The sequence below is a fragment of the Bradyrhizobium sp. S3.12.5 genome (assembly GCF_040548225.1).
Classification (GTDB): Bacteria; Pseudomonadota; Alphaproteobacteria; order Rhizobiales; family Xanthobacteraceae; genus Bradyrhizobium; species Bradyrhizobium cytisi.
Genome location: NZ_JBEPRF010000005.1, coordinates 59,205 through 75,151, shown reverse-complemented (window position 1 = coordinate 75,151; position 15,947 = coordinate 59,205). Strand labels below are relative to the sequence as shown.

At 64.5% G+C, this 15,947-nt stretch carries 18 protein-coding genes; 10 read left to right on the top strand and 8 right to left on the bottom strand.

Annotation, left to right across the window (positions count from 1 at the left end; translation table 11 throughout):
• The first annotated feature begins 22 nt into the window (after nt 1-22).
• Both ABIC09_RS08255 and ABIC09_RS08250 read left to right on the top strand, forming a co-directional pair.
• The gene (locus ABIC09_RS08255; RefSeq protein WP_354033246.1) at nt 23-253 is read left to right on the top strand and encodes a hypothetical protein; all 231 of its coding nucleotides are present in this window, start codon (nt 23-25) and stop codon (nt 251-253) included.
• A gap of 36 nt (nt 254-289) precedes the next feature.
• On the top strand, nt 290-691 hold the full coding sequence (locus tag ABIC09_RS08250; protein ID WP_354108968.1) for a hypothetical protein: 402 nt from the start codon (nt 290-292) through the stop codon (nt 689-691).
• Between the two features lie 118 nt (nt 692-809).
• Here ABIC09_RS08250 and ABIC09_RS08245 read toward each other — a convergent pair whose 3' ends face one another.
• From ABIC09_RS08245 to ABIC09_RS08235, 3 genes are all read right to left on the bottom strand, one after another.
• Nucleotides 810-1,010, bottom strand: a complete 201-nt coding sequence (locus ABIC09_RS08245) for a hypothetical protein (RefSeq protein WP_148751423.1) — start codon at nt 1,008-1,010, stop codon at nt 810-812.
• A gap of 252 nt (nt 1,011-1,262) precedes the next feature.
• On the bottom strand, nt 1,263-1,829 hold the full coding sequence (locus ABIC09_RS08240) for an SET domain-containing protein (protein WP_354108967.1): 567 nt from the start codon (nt 1,827-1,829) through the stop codon (nt 1,263-1,265).
• A 271-nt stretch (nt 1,830-2,100) separates the two neighbouring features.
• The gene (locus tag ABIC09_RS08235) at nt 2,101-2,838 is read right to left on the bottom strand and encodes a TetR/AcrR family transcriptional regulator (RefSeq protein ID WP_148751421.1); all 738 of its coding nucleotides are present in this window, start codon (nt 2,836-2,838) and stop codon (nt 2,101-2,103) included.
• 106 nt (nt 2,839-2,944) lie between these two features.
• Here ABIC09_RS08235 and ABIC09_RS08230 point away from each other — a divergent pair, with 106 nt between their 5' ends.
• From ABIC09_RS08230 to ABIC09_RS08210, 5 genes are all read left to right on the top strand, one after another.
• Entirely contained in the window at nt 2,945-4,345 is a 1,401-nt protein-coding gene (locus ABIC09_RS08230; protein WP_354108966.1) for a carotenoid oxygenase family protein, read from the top strand.
• Nucleotides 4,346-4,420: 75 nt separating this feature from the next.
• A complete protein-coding gene (locus ABIC09_RS08225; RefSeq protein WP_354033242.1) occupies nt 4,421-4,903 on the top strand; it encodes an MAPEG family protein in 483 nt (160 codons plus the stop codon).
• Nucleotides 4,904-4,978: 75 nt separating this feature from the next.
• On the top strand, nt 4,979-5,554 hold the full coding sequence (locus tag ABIC09_RS08220; RefSeq protein ID WP_354033241.1) for a hypothetical protein: 576 nt from the start codon (nt 4,979-4,981) through the stop codon (nt 5,552-5,554).
• A gap of 13 nt (nt 5,555-5,567) precedes the next feature.
• Nucleotides 5,568-6,122 carry an inner membrane-spanning protein YciB gene (locus ABIC09_RS08215; protein WP_354108965.1) on the top strand — a complete coding sequence of 185 codons (555 nt, stop codon included), beginning with the start codon at nt 5,568-5,570 and terminating at the stop codon, nt 6,120-6,122.
• A gap of 119 nt (nt 6,123-6,241) precedes the next feature.
• Entirely contained in the window at nt 6,242-6,538 is a 297-nt protein-coding gene (locus tag ABIC09_RS08210) for a hypothetical protein (RefSeq protein ID WP_148751416.1), read from the top strand.
• Nucleotides 6,539-6,669: 131 nt separating this feature from the next.
• Here ABIC09_RS08210 and ABIC09_RS08205 read toward each other — a convergent pair whose 3' ends face one another.
• Nucleotides 6,670-8,325: a fumarate hydratase gene (locus ABIC09_RS08205; protein WP_354108964.1), complete on the bottom strand. Its 1,656-nt coding sequence runs from the start codon at nt 8,323-8,325 to the stop codon at nt 6,670-6,672.
• A gap of 247 nt (nt 8,326-8,572) precedes the next feature.
• On the opposite strand from ABIC09_RS08205, the gene ABIC09_RS08200 reads away from it, so the two are divergent.
• The 3 genes from ABIC09_RS08200 to ABIC09_RS08190 all read left to right on the top strand — a co-directional run bounded on the left by ABIC09_RS08200 (nt 8,573) and on the right by ABIC09_RS08190 (nt 10,377).
• Nucleotides 8,573-9,052 carry a hypothetical protein gene (locus ABIC09_RS08200; RefSeq protein ID WP_354108963.1) on the top strand — a complete coding sequence of 160 codons (480 nt, stop codon included), beginning with the start codon at nt 8,573-8,575 and terminating at the stop codon, nt 9,050-9,052.
• A 265-nt stretch (nt 9,053-9,317) separates the two neighbouring features.
• On the top strand, nt 9,318-9,491 hold the full coding sequence (locus tag ABIC09_RS08195; protein WP_354108962.1) for a hypothetical protein: 174 nt from the start codon (nt 9,318-9,320) through the stop codon (nt 9,489-9,491).
• Between the two features lie 211 nt (nt 9,492-9,702).
• A complete protein-coding gene (locus ABIC09_RS08190) occupies nt 9,703-10,377 on the top strand; it encodes a methyltransferase family protein (RefSeq protein WP_354108961.1) in 675 nt (224 codons plus the stop codon).
• Between the two features lies 1 nt (nt 10,378).
• Here the strand turns inward: ABIC09_RS08190 and ABIC09_RS08185 are convergent, their stop codons facing one another.
• The 4 genes from ABIC09_RS08185 to cckA all read right to left on the bottom strand — a co-directional run bounded on the left by ABIC09_RS08185 (nt 10,379) and on the right by cckA (nt 15,903).
• Complete coding sequence (locus ABIC09_RS08185; protein ID WP_354108960.1) at nt 10,379-11,086, bottom strand: glutathione S-transferase; 708 nt, start codon at nt 11,084-11,086, stop codon at nt 10,379-10,381.
• 202 nt (nt 11,087-11,288) lie between these two features.
• The gene (locus ABIC09_RS08180) at nt 11,289-11,966 is read right to left on the bottom strand and encodes a lectin (protein ID WP_354108959.1); all 678 of its coding nucleotides are present in this window, start codon (nt 11,964-11,966) and stop codon (nt 11,289-11,291) included.
• A gap of 145 nt (nt 11,967-12,111) precedes the next feature.
• Complete coding sequence (locus ABIC09_RS08175; protein WP_354083936.1) at nt 12,112-13,116, bottom strand: Tim44 domain-containing protein; 1,005 nt, start codon at nt 13,114-13,116, stop codon at nt 12,112-12,114.
• A gap of 213 nt (nt 13,117-13,329) precedes the next feature.
• Nucleotides 13,330-15,903 carry a cell cycle histidine kinase CckA gene (cckA, locus tag ABIC09_RS08170; protein WP_354108958.1) on the bottom strand — a complete coding sequence of 858 codons (2,574 nt, stop codon included), beginning with the start codon at nt 15,901-15,903 and terminating at the stop codon, nt 13,330-13,332.
• Between the last annotated feature and the right edge of the window lie 44 nt (nt 15,904-15,947).

Sequence of the window (15,947 nt, the reverse complement as noted above, 5' to 3'; positions counted from 1 at the left end):
TTCCTGAGCACGGGAGATGACCATGATCGCGCTGCTGCTCTACCGCACCCTTGCAGACAACCTTCTTCCCTGGGCCATGGCGTTCGCGACCCGGATGCTGGCACGCAGCCTCAACATGCCCGAGCCGCTGGTGCATTCCACCGGCGACTACGTCGTCGCGCACATCACAGCCTTCGAGCACAGCGTCGGCAGAAGCCTCTGCCCGTTCCGCCTCGCTCGCCTGCTCCGCACCTGGTGGCGCGGATTGAATTGAGTTCACCCCAAGCCAACCCAACCATGGAGACCTCTGATGATTGACGCATCCACCTTCCTGCGCCGCGCCCTGCTCGCCGACGCCGTGTTCAGCGGTGTCGCCGCGCTCGGCTTCATTTTTGGCGCTGGCGCGTTCGCCACGCTGTTCAATCTGCCCGAGGTGCTGTTGCGCGAAACCGGCCTGTTCCTGGTCGCCTATACCGCACTGGTCGGATGGCTCGCCTCCCGCGCAGTGGTGCCGAAGGCGATCGTGCTGCTGGTCGTGATCGGCAACGCGGCCTGGACGGTCGGCAGCATCGCGCTGCTGTTCTCGGGCGCGGTGTCGCCGAACCTCGCCGGCGAGCTCATGGTCGCGACGCAGGCGATCGCGACCGGCGTGTTCGCCGAGCTGCAATATCTGGGGCTGCGGAGGAGCGGGAGTGTGGTGGCGGCGGCGTAAGATCTCGAGTCGCGGACGCGCCGCAACGCTTTTGGCGTTGCGGCGCGGAGCCGGGACCCACGCGGCACGGATTGCTCTCGGAGGCCCCGGCTCAGCAGCGCACGCACGCCACTAAGGTCTACTCGGGTGGCTGAAGCCCGGGCGTTCGCAGCCACTCGCTCATGTGCGAGCCTGTCTCGGCCTGTCTGGCTCTACGAAGTGCATCCTCGCGTTGAGGACCGGGGGGAAGGGATTTGGCTTTGTCCCGGAGGCGTTGCGCCTCTTCGGCAAGTCGTTCTTCAAGGGGAACGGTCTGTTTGAAGCGGCGTCGGCGCTGCATGGTACAACCTCGTCTGACGGGTCCTAACCGTTGGGGTTTGAGTTCCAGCGAAATTAATATGCAGAAGGCGCGGGTTCTGTTCCAAAGTGAACATCAAAATTCAGGGCGCCGCACCAATGTACCTACGAAGGCGCACCTTCGTTGAGGACGGACCGCACCGGCAGCGTGGGGCGACTATGAGAAGCGAACTACTTCGGAAACCGCGCTGCAATCGAGGCGAAGCACAGGACGACGTCGCGCGGCTGACGGAAGCTACGCCTTCGCGCGGCCGACCTTGCCGGCGAAGTGCTTGCCGTTCAGCTTCTTCTTTCTCGCCATGGTGGTTTTCGCGCCCGCCTTCTGCGCCTTTCGCTCGGCGCGCGCCTTCATCTTGGCGCGTTCGGCCCGCTCCTCGGCACGCTGCTTCTTGCGCTTGGCTTCGCAGGAAGGACACTTGCAGCCGATCGGCTTCAGATAGGCTTTGAAATAGTCGGTGCCGTAGTCGTAGTTGATCTCGTCGCCCGGCTCGATGTTCTTGATGGCGCGGATGAACACCTTGCGCTCGCGCGGACGGACGTCCGACTCGGCGTTGGGCCGGCAGGAATGGTTGATGTAGCGGGCGACGTTCTTGCGCACCGAGCCGTCGATGGTCCAGCGGCCGTTGAGCTCGAACAAATATTTGTTCTCGATGTCGTCCTGCGCAGGGATTCGGCAGTCCAGAATCGGCCCGAAATAACGGATGATCCGGGTGCCCTTCCTGATCGGTTTGGTGGCGAAGAGGCCAAGCCCCGTCTTGGAGCGGCCGACGCGATAAGGTTTGTTCGACGAGATGGCTGGCATGATCAAGTGTAAAGAGGACGCGAACGAGGCTGCATGAGCCCAAGCGAAGCCGCTCTTCTAGAACGATTCCGCGCCCCTGTCAGGACTATCGGAAGCGCGATTGACCTTGCCCACAGTGAAAGTGTCGGGAGCCGCGAGTTCCGCATCATCGCTCGCCTGCGCCGGCCTCGATCTTCCGCCAATGCCCAATGCTTTCTGCTCGATCCCTGGGCGCGACGGCTCGCGCGGTCGCGCGAGCATGCATGACAGGAATTGCCGACGTTCCGTTCGATCAGGTGCTTGGCAGCTTTCCCGCCACCGTCGACTTCAGGATCGCTTCCAGAAGCTGCTCGGCCGTCGTGCCATCGGGCAGCCGCTCCAAAATGTCCTCGAGCCGACCGTCGAGCAGCAGCATGGTGAAGCCGTGCACCATCGACCAGGCCCGCGCGATCGCGGCGCCCTGCTCGATGGTCAACTTGTCGCCGCTGATCGGCTCCTGCCGCATCGCGCCGATCGCATTGGCAAGTCCGGCAAACGAGGATTCCGCGGCCTCGTGCAGCGAAGGCCTGGAATAGTCGAGCCGCTCGGTGCGGAACATCAGACCGTACATGCCGGGATGGGCCTGGGCATAGGCGACGTAGGCTTTGGGCCGCGCCAGCGCCCGTTCCAGCGGCGAGGTGGCCGCGTCGCAGGCAGACGCCATCGCCGCATTGAACTGGCGGAAGCCGATTGCGGCGAGCTCGCTGACGAGGCCGGTGAGATCGCCGAAATGATGCGTCGGCGCGGCATGCGAGACCCCCGCCTCGCGCGCCACCGCGCGCAGCGTCAGGCCGCCGAGCCCGTCGCGCTCCAGCACCCGTTCGGCCGCCTGCAGCAGCGCCTCGCGCAAGGCGCCATGATGATAGGGCGTCTCGGCCTTCGCGCTCGCCCGGCGGCGCGCCGGCCGAGATGCCGGCGATGTCTTTTTCGGGGCGCGCGCGAGGTGCGCCGTTTCGCTCTTGGTGTCGGCGGTGGTGCTGCTCTTGGCCATTTACAAGCTATATGACGCAATATTGACAGTGTAAAGATTTCGCTTGACGGACGCCGCGCTTGGTCCTATTCCATCTTTACGATGTAAAGATAGGGAGGGATACGCCGTGCAGCAGGACGCCACACCTGAGCGCCGTAACAATATCGCGCCGATTCCGTTCGAGGCGGACGCGCCTTTCCTCAGGATCGTCGGCGAATTGCCGCGCGAGTTGAACGGCACGCTCTACCGCAACGGCCCCAATCCGCAGTTCGACACGCCCGGCGCGCACTGGTTCGTCGGTGACGGCATGCTGCATGCTTTCCACCTGGAAAACGGCCGCGCCAGTTACCGCAACCGCTGGGTCCGCACGCCGAAATGGCTTGCCGAGCACGATGCCGGCCGCGCGTTCTTCGGCAACGGCTTCGGCCGCAAATTGCCGGACGCACCTGCCCATGTGACTGACGGCGGCGTCGCCAACACCAACATCATCTTCCACGCCGGCAAGCTGCTCGCGCTGGAAGAGGCGCATCTGCCAACCGAGATCGAGCCGGGCACGCTTCAGACGCGCGGCTATTGCAACTACCAAGGCCGCGTCGCCGGTACGTTCACGGCGCATCCGAAGATCGATCCTGTCACCGGCGAACTGGTGTTCTTCGGCTACAACGCAGCGGGGCCACTCACGCCCGCGCTCTCATTTGGATCGATCGATGCATCAGGCAAAGCGACGCGCTTCGAGCGGTTCGAGGCGCCCTATGCCAGCATGGTGCACGACTTCATCGTCACCGAGAACCATTTGCTGTTTCCGATCCTGCCGCTCACCGGCAGCGTGGAGCGCGCGATGGCGGGCCGGCCGCCTTACGCCTGGGAGCCGGAGAAAGGCGCCTATGTCGGCGTGATGAAACGCAAGGGGGCGAGCAAGGACATCGTCTGGTTCCGCGCGGAAGCCTGCTACGTCTTCCACGTCATGAACGCGTGGGAGGACGGTGACTGCATCGTCGCCGACGTCATGCAGTTCGAGGAGGCGCCGCTGTTTCCGCATCCCGACGGCCGGCCGACGAATCCCGAGAAATCCTTCGCGCGCCATTGCCGCTGGACCTTCGATCTCGCGGGCAATACAGACCGCTTCCAGCAGACCTATCTCGACGACCTCACCGGCGAATTCCCGCGCATCGACGATCGCCGCGCCGGCTTGAAAAGCCGTCACGGCTGGTACGCCTGCGCCAATCTTCGGCTGCCGATGTTCGGTGCACTGTCCGGCATCGTCCATGTCGACGGCAATGGAAAGCGGCTCGGCCATTATCTGCTGCCGGCCGGCGACACCATCTCGGAGCCTGTTTTCGTCGAGCGGTCGAAAGATGCTGCGGAAGGCGACGGCTGGCTGCTCGCTGTGGTCTGGCGCGCGCGGGAGAACCGCAGCGACCTCGCGGTGTTCAACGCCACCGACATCGAGGCCGGTCCAGCCGCGCTGGTGCAACTCGGCCATCGCGTGCCCGACGGCTTTCACGGCAATTGGGTGGGAGCGCAGTAGCTCCCTCCCCCTGTCATTCCGGCTTGCGCCACTTGCGTGGCGCGAGCCCGGAATGACGGATCGAGGAGACTTCGCATGCACGTCCCCGCCATCACGGCGAACTATCTCGCGATCCTCGCGCTGATCTACGCCGCGCTCGCGCTGCAGGTCATCCGGCTGCGGCGGAGCAACGCTGCCCCGTTCAACGACGGCGGCAATGAAGGCTTGCGCAGCGCGATCCGCGCCCATGGCAATTTCATGGAATACGTTCCGATCATCGCGCTGATGGTGGCGTTTCTCGAAATGTCCGGCGCATCGCCCTTGCGCATTCACCTGCTGATGGGGGCGCTCGTGCTGTCGCGGCTCTTGCATCCGCTCGGCATGTCCGCGACGCCGGGCTCGCCCAAATTCATGATCTGCCGCAGCGGCAGCATCTTCCTGACCATCGGTCTGCTGGTCTCTTGTGCACTGACCATTCTGTCGCGCCTGCCCTGGGCGGCCGTCGCCGACGAGATATCGGATCAAGCCATTGCAACAATTGAGTTTTTACATGTTGTTCACGTCATTTTGACACTGTAAAGATTTCGCTTGACCCGACGTCGGGCCTGAACTATCAATCTTGACATCGTAAAGATTGGTTCGACCGAGGCGACCATGACGATCTTCCTGATCCTTGCTCCCTATGGCGTCTACACCGTCCTGATGATGGTGACGTCGGCCACGACCAGCGTGTTCGTGGCCTCCGCGATCTGCCTCGCCACCATCGCCATCGACGTGGCCTGCGGCCGCTCGGTGAAGATTTTGGCCGCGGGCTCGGCGATCCTGTTCGCAGGCATCGGCCTCACCCTCGCGCTGCGCGCCCCCTCGCTCAGCACGCTCGGCGTCAGGCTTTCGGTCGATATCGGCATCTTTGTCATCTCGCTCGGCTCGATGCTGGCGCGCCGGCCCTTCACACTGCAATACGCGGTTGAATCCGTGCCGGCCGAGACCGCGGCGATGCCCGGCTTCCTCACCGCCAACTACGTCATCACCGCCGCATGGACCGCGGCCGCGCTCTTGATGATGGCCGCCAACATCGTGCTGCTCTACTTCCCGGGCTTGCCGGTGTGGCTCGGTCTCGCGGTTGCCTTCGCAGCCCGCAACAGCGCGATCTATTTCACCAAGTGGTATCCCGAATATCGCCAGATCAAGTATGGTGCGCCCGCCGGCGCGTTGCCCGAAGCCCAGTGAGACAGGACCGACAATGAAGGACGTATTCGCCCGCCTCGCCTCCGATTTCCTGTCGGCCATCGTCTTCCTGGTGATCTATCTCGTCACCGACAACGTCATCCTGGCGACGTCGGTGGCGATTGCCGGCGCGATCGCGCAGGTGATCTATGCGCGCGTCAAGGGGCGTGAGCTCGGCTACATGACCTATGCCAGCGTCGCACTCGTCATCGTGCTTGGCACGGTCACGCTGCTGACCAACGATCCCCGCTTCATGCTGGCCAAGCCTGCGATCGCGCATTTCGCGATCGGCGCGATCATGCTCAAGCGCGGCTGGATGCTGCGCTACATGCCGCCGATCGTTGTCGGGACCGCGCCGGAATATGTCACCGCTGCGGGCTATGCCTGGGCCGCGCTGATGTTCGTCCTCGGCGCCGGCACGATCGCGGTCGCATCCACCGGCGATCTGAAGCTGTGGGCGTTCTATATCTCTGCGGTCGCGGGCGGCGCCAAGGCCCTCGCCTTTGCCGTGCAATACGTGGCGTTCAGGCTCGTCGTCACCAGCCGCCGGCGCGCCGCCGCCCGCGCCTGAATGCCGCCCAAGCGGCATTAGGCAGGCGTTAGGCGGCGGCTTCAAGTTGCGCTATAGGCTCGGCCCAGGACGGGTTGCGGATCATCGCAGCCTGCCGGGACATTGTTCGGGAGACGCGAATGGCCGTGGACGGAAACTGGAATCTGACCATGACGACGCCGATGGGCGAACGCCAGGCGACGCTGAGCCTGAAGGAAGCGGGCGGCACGCTCACGGGCACGCAAGGTGCGGAAGGCAATACTGCCGAGATTTTCGACGGCACCGTCAGCGGTGACGCCGTCAACTGGAAGGTCTCCATCACCAACCCGATGCCATTAACGCTCGAGTTCATCGGAACGGTCTCCGGCGACAGCATGAGCGGCGAAATGGGCATCGGCCCGATGGGCAGTTTTCCGTTCACTGGCGCGAAGGCGTAAGCTTATCCTCTCGTGTCCCGGGCGCGGTGCAGCGTGTAACGCTGCTCCGCAGAGCCGGGACCCATGCGCCACATGGACCCCGGATCAGCAGCGCACCGCTTCGCGCTGCGCAGCATCCGGGGAAAGTGGAGCTAGCCCAGATTCAATTCCTTGAAGAAATCATTCCCCTTGTCATCGATGATGATGAAGGCCGGGAAGTCGACGACTTCGATGCGCCAGATCGCTTCCATGCCGAGCTCGGGATATTCGAGCACCTCGACCTTCTTGATGCAGTGCTCGGCAAGGTTCGCAGCCGCGCCGCCGATCGAGCCGAGATAGAAGCCGCCATATTTCTTGCAAGCCTCGCGCACCGCTGGCGCGCGATTGCCTTTCGCCACCATCACCATCGAGCCGCCGGCGGCCTGGAACTGGTCGACGAAGGAGTCCATGCGGCCCGCAGTGGTCGGACCGAATGCACCGGAAGCGTAGCCTTCGGGCGTCTTGGCAGGTCCCGCGTAATAAACCGGATGGTTCTTGAAATAATCCGGCAGCGGCTCGCCCTTCTCCAGCCGCTCGCGCAGCTTGGCATGCGCGCTATCGCGCGCGACGATCATGGTGCCGGTCATCGAGACCCGCGTCTTGATCGGGTTCTTCGAGAACGTCGCCAAAATGTCCTTCATCGGCTGGTTGAGGTCGATCTTGACGACCTCGCCGCCGAGCGACTCCTCCACCTGCGGCAGATACTGCGCCGGGTTGTGCTCGAGCTCCTCGATATAGACGCCGTCCTTGGTAATCTTGCCGAGCACCTGGCGGTCGGCTGAACAGGACACGCCAAGCCCGATCGGCAGCGAGGCGCCATGGCGCGGCATGCGGATCACGCGGACGTCGTGGCAGAAATATTTTCCGCCGAACTGCGCACCCACGCCCAGGCTTTGCGTCATCTTGTGGATTTCCTTCTCCATCTCGACGTCGCGGAAGGCGTTGCCGTCAGGCGAGCCGTGGGCCGGCAGCGCATCGAGATAGCGGGCCGACGCCAGCTTCACCGTCTTCATGCAGAGCTCGGCCGAGGTGCCGCCGATCACGATCGCAAGGTGATAAGGCGGGCACGCCGCGGTGCCGAGAGTGAGGATCTTCTCTTTCAGGAAGGCAAGCAGCCGGTCCTTGGTCAGCACCGAAGGCGTGGCCTGGAACAGAAAGCTCTTGTTGGCGGAGCCGCCGCCTTTGGCCATGAACATGAACTTGTAGGCGTCATCACCTTCGGCGTAGATCTCGCACTGCGCGGGCATGTTGTTGGCGGTGTTCTTCTCCTCGTACATCGAGAGCGGCGCCACCTGCGAGTAGCGCAGATTGCGGCGCAGGTAGGCATCGCGCGCGCCTTCCGACAGCGCGGCCTCGTCGTCACCATCGGTGATGACGTTGCAGCCCTTCTTGCCCATGATGATCGCGGTGCCGGTGTCCTGGCACATCGGCAGCACGCCGCCGGCCGCGATGTTGGCGTTCTTGAGGAAATCCAGCGCCACGAACTTGTCGTTCGGGCTCGCCTCGCCATCCTCCAGGATCGCGCGGAGCTGCTTCAGATGGCCGGGGCGCAGGTAATGGTTGATGTCGCCGAAAGCCGCCTCCGACAGCGCCCGCAGCGCCTCGCGCGACACCACCAGCATGTCCTTCCCCAAGACCTTCTCGACCCGGACACCCTCTGACGTGATCTTCTTGTAGGGCGTCTCGTCCTTGCCCAGCGGGAACAGCGGGGTGTGCTTGTAGGGCGGGACGGGTTTTGAGGCGTCGGGGAAGGCGGTGGGAGCGTTCATGGGGGCGATCTCGGGGTTTTGGAGCCCTTGCGGGCCTCTCAGCATAGAAGCGTTCTAAGCTTTTTTGCCGCAAAGGGAAGGCGTTCTGGCGCGGCCGGGGCATCCCGATTCGGTGCCATGGCGGCCATTTTGCGATCCCCTCGTTCGATCAGTGGGTGGTCACGGTTGTACCCATCAGGCCGGGTTGCACCCCTTGCACTTCGCGCGCGGCGACGGTTGAATGCGCGCCCTCAAGGGGCTTTTCATCATGATTTTCAAACTGCACCTCCGCGGCGCGATTGTCCTCGCCGCCGCAATCATTGGCCTGGTGACCCTCGCTGTGCCTGCGCGCGCGGACCAGTGCGACGACATCGCCAAGCAGCTCGCCGGCGGCGTCGACGGGCTGAAGGTGAACTTCAAAGCCGCCAACATCGTCTACCTTACCCATCCGGCGGCGAAGGAGCTGTCGCTCGGCTGCCGTGCCCAGGGACAGACCTATTCCAACGAGCTCTACGCCAAGGGCGACCGCAAGCCGACACCCCAGTTCTATGATCTGGTCGCTTCCGCGGCCGCGATTATCTTCACTGTGACGAAGGACGACACGACGACCGGTGCGACGCGATGCCTCAAGCGCATGGGCCTGTTGCGCGGCGACAAGGTGACGATGCGCTACAAGCGCCTCAACATGGAATGCACGCGCACCAAGACGGATGCCGCGATCGCGATCACGCGGCCGAAGGACGAGTAGGTCGGGTAGGTCGAGTAGGTCGAGCTGCCGCCACACACTCCGTCATTGCGAGCGCAGCGAAGCAATCCAGAGTCTTTCCTCGGAGGGATTCTGGATTGCTTCGCTGCGCTCGCAATGACGAGGAGAGATCGGAGCTCTCCCTGACACAGGACAATGTCAGGCACGAAAACAGTGCGTCTTTCCTTCGCATTTTAACGATTGGCTTGACGGAGCTTTCGTCCGCTCCGGGGCAGGATCAATTGTTTCAATCTGTGAGGATTTGTGGATGAGCGTTTCCAGCGTTGCGCCGCCGCCTGTGACGGTCGTGGTCCCGAGCTACGACACGACCAAGCAGTCGGACGACCAGACCAAGGCCAAGGACAACGACCCGACCTATCAGCCGACGCCGCCTGCGCCGCTGCCGCCGGGCCAGGGCACGCGGATCGATCAGCTCGCCTGATCCGGCTTGCCTGCGATGGATCGCCCGGTCCGGTTGACCGGGCTTTTCGCGCGTCCGGGCTTGCGGGATAGCGCGGCCAGATTCGTGCGGGGACGGCGGGGAACCGCGCTTGATCGCACGCCTCCTATTGCATCATGCGATTGCTGCCGGCCGCATGCTGGCCGAAACAATGCTATCAATGGCTCGGTCGCGTGAGGGAGCCAGATCGAACATGATCGCACGCCTGCTGTTGCAGAACACCGTTCTCACCGCCGGAATGGGCGCGCTGCTGTTTGCCGCCGCCGGCACGCTGCATTGGCCTGGCGCGTGGGTGTTTCTCCTCACCTCCGTCCTGCTCGGCCCGCTCTGCGGCTGGTGGCTCTACCGGATCGACCCGGCGCTTCTGGCCGAACGACTGCGGCCTGTTTTGCAGAGAGATCAGCCGGCCGCGGACAAGATCTTCATGGTCGTGTTCGTCGTGGCGATGCTGGGCTGGCTCGTCGCGATGGGACTCGACCGGCGTCATCTTGCGTCCCACATGACCATTGCATGGCAGGCACTCGGCTTCATGCTGTTCCTCGCCTCGACACTGTTCACGCTGTGGGTATTTCGCGAGAATTCGTTCGCAGCACCCGTGGTGAAGCTGCAGGCCGAGCGCGCGCAGCGCGTGATCTCGACCGGGCCCTACGCCCATGTCCGCCATCCCATGTACAGCGGCATGATCCTGTTCTTCGCCAGCGTGCCGCTGATCCTCGGCTCGTGGTGGGGATTGGCGATTGCGCCGCTCTTCCTGATGCTGCTTGCGGTCCGCATCCGCATCGAGGAGCGCACGCTCATCGCGGGCCTGCCCGGCTATGCCGACTATGCGGCACGGGTGCGCTACCGCCTGCTGCCCGGACTGTGGTGATTCACGCATCCAGCTCCTTGTAACGGCGGAAGATGCCCTGCTCGTTGAAGGGAATGCGGCGCTCGCTTGCAAGATAGGCCTTGATGTTCGGCCGCGCCGCGACACGGTCGTGCAGGCCGACGAGGCCAGGAATGTCTTTCTCGAACGCCTTCATCCGCTTCGGGAAGGCATAGCGCAGGCCATCGACGATCTGGAACAGCGAGAGATCGACGTAAGTCAGGCGCCGACCGGTGACATAGGCGCCACCATTGTCGTCGAGCAGCTGCGCGAAATAACCGAGATACTTCGGCACGCGCTCGTCCCAGAACTCGGCGGTGCGCTTCTTCGCCGGCGGCTTCTGGTCTTCGTAGTACATCGAGGGCCCGAGCGGATGATGGGTGTCGTGGATTTCGACCACGAGATCGGTGATGGTCAATTGAAGCTGGTGCACCCAGAGTTTTCCGGCATCGGTCTTCGGCGCGAGGGCGTGACGGGCGCCGAGATAGAGCAGGATGTTGGCGGTCTGCCCGATGACGAGCTTGCCCGCTTTCAGGAACGGCGGCGCAAAGGGCGGCGTGCCCTTGTGGGCCTCCATCATCTTCATCATTGCGCCGCTGCCGCGCGGGCCGCGTGCGACGTCGTCGTAAGCCGCGCCCGCTTCCTCCAGCGCCAGCCGCACATATTCACCGCGGCCCTGGATCTCGGGCCAGTAGTAGAGCTCGTACTTCATGAGAAGGGTCCGTGAGCGTGGAAGCGACGGAACCAATGTAACACGCAGCCGAAGGTTCCGTCAGAGAGGGACGAGACGCTCGCACCACACATCCGCAAAGCAAATCCAGACAATCATCGCGGAGGGACGCTGGATTGCTTCGTCGCATCAGCGCAAAATTGCTTCGCAATTTTGTCGCGAGCTCCTCACAATGACGGAGGCCTCAATTCGCCGCGAAACAATACAGCAGGCCATCGCCGGTGCTCTTCAGATCGGCCTGCGAGCAGCCTCCATCGGGGCCACGCGAGAGGTGAGAGCTATTCCAGGACTTTGACGGCTCGTCGTCGCGCAGGCCTTGGCGATCGGCATGACCAACGATCGCCGCGCCTTGCGTGCTCGACGTCCAGTTCTTGCAAGTCTTGTCGTCGCCCGCGGCAAAGGCGGTGCCGTCGGCTTGCGATCCCGTGAGGATGTCATGCCGGTTCGGCGTGTCGCCGCGGCCGTTGATGACCTCGCCCTTCTCGCTGAGCGCGGTCTGCTTGGTGAGATTGTTGGCCGCGCTGTGGAGGTCGGCCACGTCCTTGGCAATCACCACGCCCTTGGCGTTCTGCCACGGTCCCTTGCCGATGCGGTCTTTGGCATTGACAGCCGGCTTGCCGTCGGCGGCTTGTGTCGAGAGATAGGCGCGCCAAGTTTTTGCAGCGGCACCGCCAACCTGCGCCAGCTTCTGGCACTGCGCATCTGCGCCATCAAGGCCGCCCAGATCGGCGCCCTTGCCGGGACCGATGGAGGTCACGAAGAACGTCATGTCGGGCGACTGCGCTTGTACCGATGGCGCCGCAAGCAAGGCTGCAGCGAGCGCGAGGCCTGACATTGTCACGGATCTTGCGGTGCGAATCATCCTGTCCTCCCGGTTGTGTTTGTATTTGGCCGCCTGATGTCAACCCGACGCGCGCCCGCTTATTCCGCTACCGCGATGCGAGACGTCCAAAGAAAAAGGCGCCGTGCAAGAAGCACGACGCCCTGGTTTCCGATGTTGCGCGCGATCAGTTGGTCTGCTGGATCGCCGACAATTCCCAGGCGCTGCCAGGGCGGCGAGCAAAGGTCCAGACTTCGGTGACTTCGCCCGGCTGCTCGCTGCCGGCGACGAGCGCGCCGGTGTTGCGGTCGACCGTCTTGTCGGTGAGCGCAAAGCGCAACGCCACGGTCGCGTACTCGGTCTCGCCTTCGCGCCAGGCTTCCGCGAGGTCGCCCTGCAGCAGCTTGACGTTGGTCACCTTGTTCACGGCGTTGCGCGCGCGGTTCTCGGCGAGATCCCGCTCGAAATAGGAGACCATCTCCGGCGTCGCCAGCGTATGCAGTTTTGCAACGTCCTCGTTCGACCAGGCGGCCTGGACGTCGCCGAGCAGACGCTCAAATGCTTCGTAATCGTCCGGCTTGATCTCGAGCGGCGCATTGTTGGCGCCGAAGCCGAAGCCGCCGCCGAGACCCGAACCAAGACCGCCGCCAAGACCGCTGCGATAGCTCGTCTGCGGTCCCGGGCCGGTGTCAGCGCCGGCATAGGCTGCCTGCGGCGCGTTGCGGCGCTGCCACCAGGACATCGCCAGCCGCACCACGAACACGACGAGCACGATCTGGATGATCAGGCCAAGAATCGATGACAGCCCGCCGAGGCCGCCGAACAGGCCGCCGCCGAACAGCATGCCCAGAAGGCCTGCGCCGAGGAAGCCGGCCGCAAGACCACCCAGGAAGCCACCGCCGCGGCCGAACAGGCCGCCGCGCGCGGGCGCAGCCGTGTTCATGCCGGCGCCGGGCTGGCTGTAGGTGCGGTTGAACTGTGAGGTGGAGCCCGGCGCGGTCGTGGTCGACGGCGGGGCGGAGAAGGTCCGCGAACCGCGCGAGCCCGACGAGACGCCACCGCCGACGCGGGCGTCAGCGGAGGAGATCGCAAGCGCCGTCGGCAGCGCGAGCGCCAGAACGACGGCAATCGTCTTCACGAGAGTGCGGGACCATTGCGAGAAATTCATGTTCGTTTCCCAAATCCCCGGCATGGGGACGTGCCAGTAAGATGGGCACCCTTTAGCAAAAGGGAAGCCGGTTTCGGAACCCCCGGCTGCGGCCCTCAGTCGCGGGGATGTGGCAAAAGCCCATATTTGACGGGGGTTTGGCCTGACGCGGACGGGAACTGTGGTCGCCGGGTACCGGCGGTTTCGCGAGGCAAGCACAGCGAAGCAAGAAATGCGGACTGGCGCGCCGTGCCGCGCTCACCCCTGCTTCGTCATCGTCTCCTTCACCGCCGCCACGAGCTGGCTGAGCGTGAACGGTTTTGGCAGGAAGTCGAACTGCTGTCCCTCGGGCAGGCTCTTCTCGAAGGCATCCTCGGCATAGCCGGAGACGAAGATGAAGCGGATATCGGGGTTCTTCTCCCGCATCGCCTTGAGCAGCGTCGGCCCGTCCATCTCCGGCATCACGACGTCGGAGACGACGAGATCGATGCCGCCGCTCTGCTCCTCCAGCATCTCCATCGCCTCGACGCCGTTCTCGGCCTCGACCACGGTGTAGCCGCGCGAGCGCAGGCCGCGGGCGTTCAATGCGCGCAGGCCCTCTTCGTCCTCGACCAGCAGGATGGTGCCCTGCCCGGTGAGATCGGTGCGCGGCTTCGCCTCCGTCGCTGCAGGCGCGGCGTCCTTCGCAACACCATTCGCCGCCGGCGGCTGCTCGACCTGCACGTCCGGCTCGGCATGATGGCGCGGCAGGAAGATGTGGAACGAAGTGCCCTGCCCCGGCTGGGAATCGACGTAGATGAAGCCGCCGGTCTGCTTGACGATACCGTAGACGGTGGACAACCCGAGGCCGGTGCCCTTGCCGACTTCCTTGGTCGAGAAGAACGGCTCAAAAATCTTGTCGCGGATGTCGGCGGGGATGCCGGTGCCGGTGTCGGCGACCTCGATCCGTACGTAGTCCGCCGCCGGCATGCCCTTGTAGGCGAGCTTGCCCGCCTCATCGGTCGCGACATTGGCGGTGCGGATGATCAGCTTGCCGCCGTCGGGCATGGCGTCGCGCGCATTCACCGCGAGATTGACGATGACCTGCTCGAACTGGGAGACATCGACCTTGACCGGCCAGAGATCGCGGCCGTGGATCAGGTCGAGCTTGACCTTCTCGCCGATCAGCCGGCGCAGCAGCATGGTGAGATCGGACAACGCATCGCCGAGATCGAGCACCTGCGGCCGCAGCGTCTGCCGCCGCGAGAACGCGAGCAGCTGCCGCACCAGCGTCGCAGCACGCGTGGCGTTCTGCTTGATCTGCATGATGTCCTGGAACGACGGATCGGTCGGCTTGTGCGCGTTCAGCAGGAAGTCGTTCGCCATCATGATGGCGGAGAGCACGTTGTTGAAGTCGTGCGCGATGCCACCGGCGAGCTGGCCGACCGTCTCCATCTTCTGCGACTGGTTGATCTGGTTCTCCAGCGCGCGCCGCTCGGTGGTCTCGAGCATGTGCACGATCGCGGCTTCGGCGTCGTTCTCGGCCGCATCGACCGGCGTGACGAAGAACTGGCCCCAGCGCTCCTTGGTCCCTTCCAGCGCCACCTCGACTGGCGCGATGTCGGCCTGGTTTTCGGCGGCCTGGTTGATGGCTGCAATCAAAAGGTGGCGATCGCGCGCATTGATCGCGCGGAAGATCGACTTGCTGGCGCTGTCGAGCCCGAGGGCCTGCGCGAGCTTGGCGTAGCGCGCATTGGCCCGCACCACGTTGCCGCCGCGGTCCACGGTGGCGATCGCCATCGGCGTGTGATCGAAGAAGCGCATGAAGCGCACTTCGGCGGCGCGGTCCGGATCGCTGCGCTCGTCGCGGGCACGGCTGATGACGAGCGTGCGCGAGGGCCCCGGCGCGCCGTCGGCGCCGAACGCGAGCTTGTGGTAGAGCCGCACCGGCATGGTCTTGCCGGTGCGCATCCGCAGATCGATGTCGAAGACTTCGGTCTTCACCTCGCCCGGCACCGCCACGATCGAGCTCAGCAGCGAAGCGCCGTCGCCGGAGACGATGTCGGCGAGCTTCAGCCCGCCGGAGCCGATCTCGGCGAGATCATAGTCGAGCCAGTTCGCCAGCGTCGCATTGACGTAAGCGAGCTCGCTGGCGGGATTGACCGAGAAGAAGCCGCACGGCGCGTGATCGAGATATTCGATCGCGTGCTGGAGCTCCTGGAACACGTCCTCCTGGCGCTCGCGGTCGCGGGTGATGTCGGCGATCGACCACACCGCATATTTGGCTTCGCGCTTGCCCGTGCCGAGCGGGCGCACCCGCATGCGCAGCCAGCGGCCCTGGCTACCGTCGTGGCCGGAGATGCGCACCTCTTCCTGCTGACGCTTGCCTTCGCGCGCGGCCTTGAGCAGGCGGAACACGGCTTCCGAAACGTCCGGGTTGCCGATGAAGACGCGCTCCACGGGGCGCACATCCTGCGGACCGGAGGCGCCGGTCAGCGTCAGATAGGCCGCGTTGGAATAGACCACGTGGCCACGCGGATCGGTCACCGCGAGGCCGTCGAAGGCGTGATCGGCGATACGCCCCATCACGGGATCGTCGAGATTGCGGTCGACGAAGCGGATGATGCCGGCGGCGAAGGCGAACAGATTGAACAGGCCGATCATCGCCAGCACGGCGAGGATCCCGAGGATATAGGGCTGCGCCTGCGCGCGCCCGAGCGTCATCAGCCCGATGGCGACCGCGACGAGGCCGGTGGCCACCAGGAGCACCAGCGCAATGCTGCCCGAGCGCGGCGACGGCTCATGCGCCGCAACGGGCTCGCGTGACAGGTCGTGGTCGGTCTCGGCAGTCATTTCACGCTGGCATGGCCTGTCGACAGAGAATCAACGCGCCACGG

Bases quoted from the DNA above. Each gene is read 5' to 3' on its own strand.
- ABIC09_RS08255 (WP_354033246.1), top strand. From the start codon at position 23: ATGATCGCGCTGCTGCTCTACCGCACCCTTGCAGACAACCTTCTTCCC.
- ABIC09_RS08180 (WP_354108959.1), bottom strand. From the start codon at position 11,966: ATGATTCGCACCGCAAGATCCGTGACAATGTCAGGCCTCGCGCTCGCT.
- ABIC09_RS08200 (WP_354108963.1), top strand. From the start codon at position 8,573: ATGATTTTCAAACTGCACCTCCGCGGCGCGATTGTCCTCGCCGCCGCA.
- cckA (WP_354108958.1), bottom strand. From the start codon at position 15,903: ATGACTGCCGAGACCGACCACGACCTGTCACGCGAGCCCGTTGCGGCG.
- ABIC09_RS08190 (WP_354108961.1), top strand. From the start codon at position 9,703: ATGATCGCACGCCTGCTGTTGCAGAACACCGTTCTCACCGCCGGAATG.
- ABIC09_RS08245 (WP_148751423.1), bottom strand. From the start codon at position 1,010: ATGCAGCGCCGACGCCGCTTCAAACAGACCGTTCCCCTTGAAGAACGA.
- ABIC09_RS08185 (WP_354108960.1), bottom strand. From the start codon at position 11,086: ATGAAGTACGAGCTCTACTACTGGCCCGAGATCCAGGGCCGCGGTGAA.
- ABIC09_RS08215 (WP_354108965.1), top strand. From the start codon at position 5,568: ATGAAGGACGTATTCGCCCGCCTCGCCTCCGATTTCCTGTCGGCCATC.
- ABIC09_RS08175 (WP_354083936.1), bottom strand. From the start codon at position 13,116: ATGCCGGGGATTTGGGAAACGAACATGAATTTCTCGCAATGGTCCCGC.
- ABIC09_RS08220 (WP_354033241.1), top strand. From the start codon at position 4,979: ATGACGATCTTCCTGATCCTTGCTCCCTATGGCGTCTACACCGTCCTG.
- ABIC09_RS08240 (WP_354108967.1), bottom strand. From the start codon at position 1,829: ATGCCAGCCATCTCGTCGAACAAACCTTATCGCGTCGGCCGCTCCAAG.
- ABIC09_RS08250 (WP_354108968.1), top strand. From the start codon at position 290: ATGATTGACGCATCCACCTTCCTGCGCCGCGCCCTGCTCGCCGACGCC.
- ABIC09_RS08235 (WP_148751421.1), bottom strand. From the start codon at position 2,838: ATGGCCAAGAGCAGCACCACCGCCGACACCAAGAGCGAAACGGCGCAC.
- ABIC09_RS08225 (WP_354033242.1), top strand. From the start codon at position 4,421: ATGCACGTCCCCGCCATCACGGCGAACTATCTCGCGATCCTCGCGCTG.
- ABIC09_RS08205 (WP_354108964.1), bottom strand. From the start codon at position 8,325: ATGAACGCTCCCACCGCCTTCCCCGACGCCTCAAAACCCGTCCCGCCC.
- ABIC09_RS08210 (WP_148751416.1), top strand. From the start codon at position 6,242: ATGGCCGTGGACGGAAACTGGAATCTGACCATGACGACGCCGATGGGC.
- ABIC09_RS08195 (WP_354108962.1), top strand. From the start codon at position 9,318: ATGAGCGTTTCCAGCGTTGCGCCGCCGCCTGTGACGGTCGTGGTCCCG.